The sequence below is a fragment of the Streptococcus sp. GMD4S genome (assembly GCF_000296955.1).
Genome location: NZ_AJRE01000100.1, coordinates 1 through 4,625, shown reverse-complemented (window position 1 = coordinate 4,625; position 4,625 = coordinate 1). Strand labels below are relative to the sequence as shown.

Annotated in this window: 5 protein-coding genes; 1 reads left to right on the top strand and 4 read right to left on the bottom strand. The window is 41.3% G+C overall.

The window, feature by feature from the left end; all coding sequences use genetic code 11:
- Window positions 1–1,331: peptide ABC transporter substrate-binding protein (locus GMD4S_RS07090; protein WP_000842591.1), on the bottom strand; the 1,331-nt coding region annotated here is incomplete at its 3' end.
- A gap of 237 nt (window positions 1,332–1,568) precedes the next feature.
- On the opposite strand from GMD4S_RS07090, the gene rfbD reads away from it, so the two are divergent.
- On the top strand, window positions 1,569–2,423 hold the full coding sequence (rfbD, locus tag GMD4S_RS07085) for a dTDP-4-dehydrorhamnose reductase (RefSeq protein WP_000600928.1): 855 nt from the start codon (window positions 1,569–1,571) through the stop codon (window positions 2,421–2,423).
- Window positions 2,424–2,483: 60 nt separating this feature from the next.
- Here the strand turns inward: rfbD and rfbB are convergent, their stop codons facing one another.
- The 3 genes from rfbB to GMD4S_RS07070 all read right to left on the bottom strand — a co-directional run.
- Window positions 2,484–3,530 carry a dTDP-glucose 4,6-dehydratase gene (gene rfbB / locus GMD4S_RS07080; protein WP_000141509.1) on the bottom strand — a complete coding sequence of 349 codons (1,047 nt, stop codon included), beginning with the start codon at window positions 3,528–3,530 and terminating at the stop codon, window positions 2,484–2,486.
- An 18-nt stretch (window positions 3,531–3,548) separates the two neighbouring features.
- On the bottom strand, window positions 3,549–4,142 hold the full coding sequence (locus GMD4S_RS07075) for a dTDP-4-dehydrorhamnose 3,5-epimerase family protein (RefSeq protein ID WP_000131467.1): 594 nt from the start codon (window positions 4,140–4,142) through the stop codon (window positions 3,549–3,551).
- Window positions 4,143–4,625 (bottom strand): sugar nucleotidyltransferase (locus tag GMD4S_RS07070; protein WP_000962347.1); only part of this gene is annotated, 483 nt, incomplete at its 5' end.

Genomic DNA, 4,625 nt, shown 5'->3' with positions numbered 1-4,625 from the left:
GTTTGATCTACAGGCATATCCAAGTGGATTGGGAATTTCACACCTTCCGCTTGAAGGGCCGCCTTAGCTTTAGCGAACTCTGCTTTGGCTTTGTCAGGATTGTAGAGTCCATCTTGGGCATCATCCAAGTTTACGTTGCTCCACTCATCTCCATAGGTCACCAATTTTTCCTTAACTAATTCCCCAAAGTTTTTCCCATCTGCCTGTACAAATGTAGGAGGAACAAATAAGTTACGAAGCAGTTTAGTAGCCCCGCTTGCACCATTTACTTGAGAAGCGTAGGCTGTTCTGTCAAAACCAAATGCAATAGCTTGACGGAAGTCCTTATTCAAAAGTGCCTTCTTGGTTGATACTTTTTCCTCATCTGTTGTCTTAGAAGTGTACTTATAAGACTGGCGATCGATATTTGTGCCTACTAAATAAGTAGTAGAATCTTGTTGGGTATAAACGATATTGTCTTTGAATGTTTTTTCAGTCTCTGAGTAACTAGCACTTGTTGGGAAGAGGCGAGCCATTGTAAAGCTACCGTCTTTGAAAGCTTCAGTTGGCTTATTAGTATCTTGACCATCCCAGAAGGATAATTTTACTTTATCAAGATGGACATTGTCTTTGTCCCAATAGTTTGGATTCTTTTCGAACTCGACTGATGATTTGGCTACGATTGATTTGAGTAAGAATGGTCCATTATAGAGAATGCTGCTTGGGTCCGTACCTTTAGCAAAGTCATCCCCTTTAGAGTTCAAAAATTCTTCATTAACAGGAGCCAGAACACCCATTGTTGTCTTAGAATTCCAGAAACTTTCTGGCTTGTTCAATGTGTATTGAACGGTATAATCATCAAGAGCTTTGATTCCTACTTGAGAAAAATCTGTAATTTCTCCTTTGACGTAAGCATCCAATCCCTTGATAGATTCCTGAACCAGGTAAAGACCATCTGATTTCTTATCAGCAGCATACTTAAGACCAGTTACAAAGTCTTGAGCTTTAACTTCTGCATACTCCTCACCTTCAGATGTATACCATTTTGCATCCTTTCGGAGTGTATACGTATAAGTCAATCCATCCTTAGATACAGACCAATCCTCAGCCATAGACGGTACAAAGTTACCATAGCGGTCATTTTCAAGCAAGCCATCGATAACGTTACTAGTAATATTTGCTGTAGCTGCCTTACCAGTTGTCAAATAGTTTAGGTTATCAGGATCCGTTTCGTAAATGTATGAGAATGTTTTCTCACCTTTAGCATTTGAACTTGATCCAGAGCAGGCTGCAAGAGTCGCAGCTGCCAATAACGTCACACCCGCAAGGGCAAGTAGTTTTGAACTTTTCATTGTTTTCTCCTTTAAAACTTTCACCCCATTATAGTCCCTTTTCAGAAACATGTCAATAAAATTTTCAGAATTTTTGAATTAATTTGGTAAATTCTGAAAAATAAGTTTTCTATTATAAAATTATGATTCTCTAATACTATATTTTTATATCTTAAACCAGCAAAACAAGGACCGAAAATCAGATTTTTTATCATTTTTTTGCTATGATTAGATAGAAGAAAAGTTAAGGAGAAGACAATGATATTAATTACAGGTTCAAATGGTCAACTCGGTACCGAACTACGTTATTTACTAGATGAACGAAATGTGGACTATGTTGCAGTGGATGTGGCCGAAATGGATATCACTAATGCTAAAATGGTTGAGAAAGTCTTTGCTGAGATTAAGCCAACTTTAGTCTATCATTGTGCAGCTTATACTGCTGTTGATGCAGCAGAAGACGAGGGGAAAGAACTGGATTTTGCCATCAACGTAACTGGAACTGAAAATGTAGCCAAGGCCTCTGAGAAATACGGATCTACTCTGGTCTATATCTCGACAGACTATGTCTTTGATGGAAAGAAACCCGTCGGACAAGAGTGGGAAGTCGATGACCTACCTGATCCGCAAACAGAGTACGGGCGTACCAAGCGAATGGGGGAGGAACTTGTTGAAAATCTTACGTCACAGCATTACATTATCCGGACTGCTTGGGTCTTTGGAAATTATGGTAAAAACTTTGTCTTTACCATGCAAAATCTAGCCAAATCCCATAAAACACTCACAGTAGTCAACGACCAACACGGCCGCCCAACCTGGACACGAACCTTGGCCGAATTCATGACCTATTTGACTGATAATCAAAAAGAGTTTGGCTACTACCACTTATCAAATGACGCAGCGGAAGACACCACTTGGTATGACTTCGCTGTCGAGATTCTTAAAGACAGTGATGTCGAAGTAGTACCAGTAGACTCCAGCAAGTTTCCTGCCAAGGCTAAACGACCTCTCAACTCAACCATGAGTTTAGTCAAAGCGAAGGCGACAGGTTTCGTCATTCCAACCTGGCAAGCTGCCCTTAAAGAGTTTTATAAACAAGAAATAAGAGAATAAAAGATTACGACATACATAAAAAGCAAGAGAACTCAAAGTCTCTTGCTTTTTAGTATGCATTTAGTTAATCACTTGTTGCGTTTTAGCATAATTAGCTTCTACTGCTTCTTTGTCAGATTTCCACCAGTCTTGGTTGTCTGTGTACCACTTGATGGTCTCTTTGAGACCTGCTTCAAAGTTGGTAAACTCTGGTTTCCACCCTAGTTCATCACGAAGCTTGCTAGCGTCGATAGCATAACGAAGGTCGTGACCAGCTCGGTCCGTCACATGGTCATAAGCATCAGCTGGTTGCCCCATTTCCTTGAGAATGAGTTCCAGGACTTCCTTATTGTTCTTCTCACCATCCGCACCAATCAAGTAGGTTTCACCAATTTGACCCTTTGTCAAAATTGTCCAAACACCTGATGAATGGTCATTGGTGTGAATCCAGTCACGGACATTTTTACCTTCACCGTAGAGTTTTGGCTTGATTCCACTCAAAATATTGGTGATTTGGCGCGGAATGAACTTCTCGATATGTTGGTAAGGACCATAGTTGTTTGAACAGTTAGAAATAGTCGCTTTAACACCAAATGAGCGAACCCAAGCTTTGACAATCAAGTCTGAAGCTGCTTTGGTTGATGAGTAAGGCGAGCTGGGATTGTACTTGGTTTCAGCCGTAAATTTCTCACCTGGACCTTCTCCATGACCTGGCAAATCTTCACGCAGAGGCAGATCCCCATAGACTTCGTCAGTTGACACATGGTGGAAACGAAGGTCGTATTTACGTGCTGCTTCCAAAAGAGTGTAGGTCCCGATGAAGTTGGTATGGATAAAGGGACTCGGATCATTGAGCGAGTTGTCATTGTGACTTTCTGCCGCATAATGAACGATAGCATCCGCTTCAGCTGCCAGCTTGTCTACCAAGACTGCATCAGCAATATCTCCAACAACCAACTCAACACGATCACCTATAATTTCTTCAATATTGGCACGATTACCCGCATAAGTCAGCTTGTCCAGCACTGTCACATGAACATCTGGAAAGTTTTTGTAAACATAATGAACAAAGTTAGAACCGATAAAACCAGCTCCACCTGTCACGATGATATTTTTGTATTCAGTCATTTTTATTCCCTAATTTTTTTACAAATCTTCTTTTCTCAGAGGTTTTACATCCTTAAGCAGTGGATGATGTTTATCAGCTTCTGAGACTTCTGCTGCTTCTAGGTTTTCCCACTCAATGCCCAAAGCTGGGTCTGCATAGTTGACAAAAGCATATTTAGGCTTGAGTTCAAGTGCCCAATAGTCATTGACCAGATAGCTATAAGAAACTGTATCCGAGAGGACTTGGAAACCATTGGCTACGCCGCGAGGGACAAAGATTCCCTTACTTGCATCAATCTCGGTCTGATAAACATTTCCAAAAGTCTCACCTTCACGTAGGTCAACCCAAGAACCCAGAACCTTGCCACCATCTGCTACTGAGATGTACTTATCCCAAGGTTCAGCATGGAGTCCTCGAAGAACATTTTTGCGAGAAAAGCTGACGTTATTTTGCAGTTTTCCTTCAGCAAAGAAGCTTTCAGGAAAACCAAGCGGTAGCATCTTTTCTTTCTGGAAATTTTCCTTAAACCAGCCACGATTGTCACCATGAACTGGAATGTCGAACTCTAACAAACCTGGAATGGCATCAATCTTGTGCACTGCAAGTGTTTTGCCGAAAAAATTATCTGTCATCTAGATTTCTCCAATCAAACGAAGCAAGTATTGCCCGTATTCATTCTTCTTGAGAGGTTGCGCCAACTTCAGCACATCTTCGCGGCTGATATAACCCATTCGGTAGGCAATTTCTTCCAGATTGGCAACCTGAACATTTTGCATTCGTTGAACCGTTTCGATATATTGGGAAGCCTCTAACAAGCTCTCATGCGTCCCTGTATCCAACCAGGCAAAACCACGCCCCATAACTTCAACTGACAAATCCCCACGCTTCAAATAAGCATTGTTAACATCTGTGATTTCCAACTCTCCACGAGCACTCGGTTTTATCTGTTTGGCAATCTCCACAACATCATTGTCATAGAAATAAAGACCAGTCACTGCATAGTTAGAGCGAGGATTCTCCGGTTTTTCTTCTATGGAAATAGCATTCATGTCTGTATCAAACTCGACCACACCAAAACGCTCTGGATCCTTCACTTGGTAGCCAAAAACAGTCGC

Bases quoted from the DNA above. Each gene is read 5' to 3' on its own strand.
- rfbD (WP_000600928.1), top strand. From the start codon at position 1,569: ATGATATTAATTACAGGTTCAAATGGTCAACTCGGTACCGAACTACGT.
- GMD4S_RS07075 (WP_000131467.1), bottom strand. From the start codon at position 4,142: ATGACAGATAATTTTTTCGGCAAAACACTTGCAGTGCACAAGATTGAT.
- rfbB (WP_000141509.1), bottom strand. From the start codon at position 3,530: ATGACTGAATACAAAAATATCATCGTGACAGGTGGAGCTGGTTTTATC.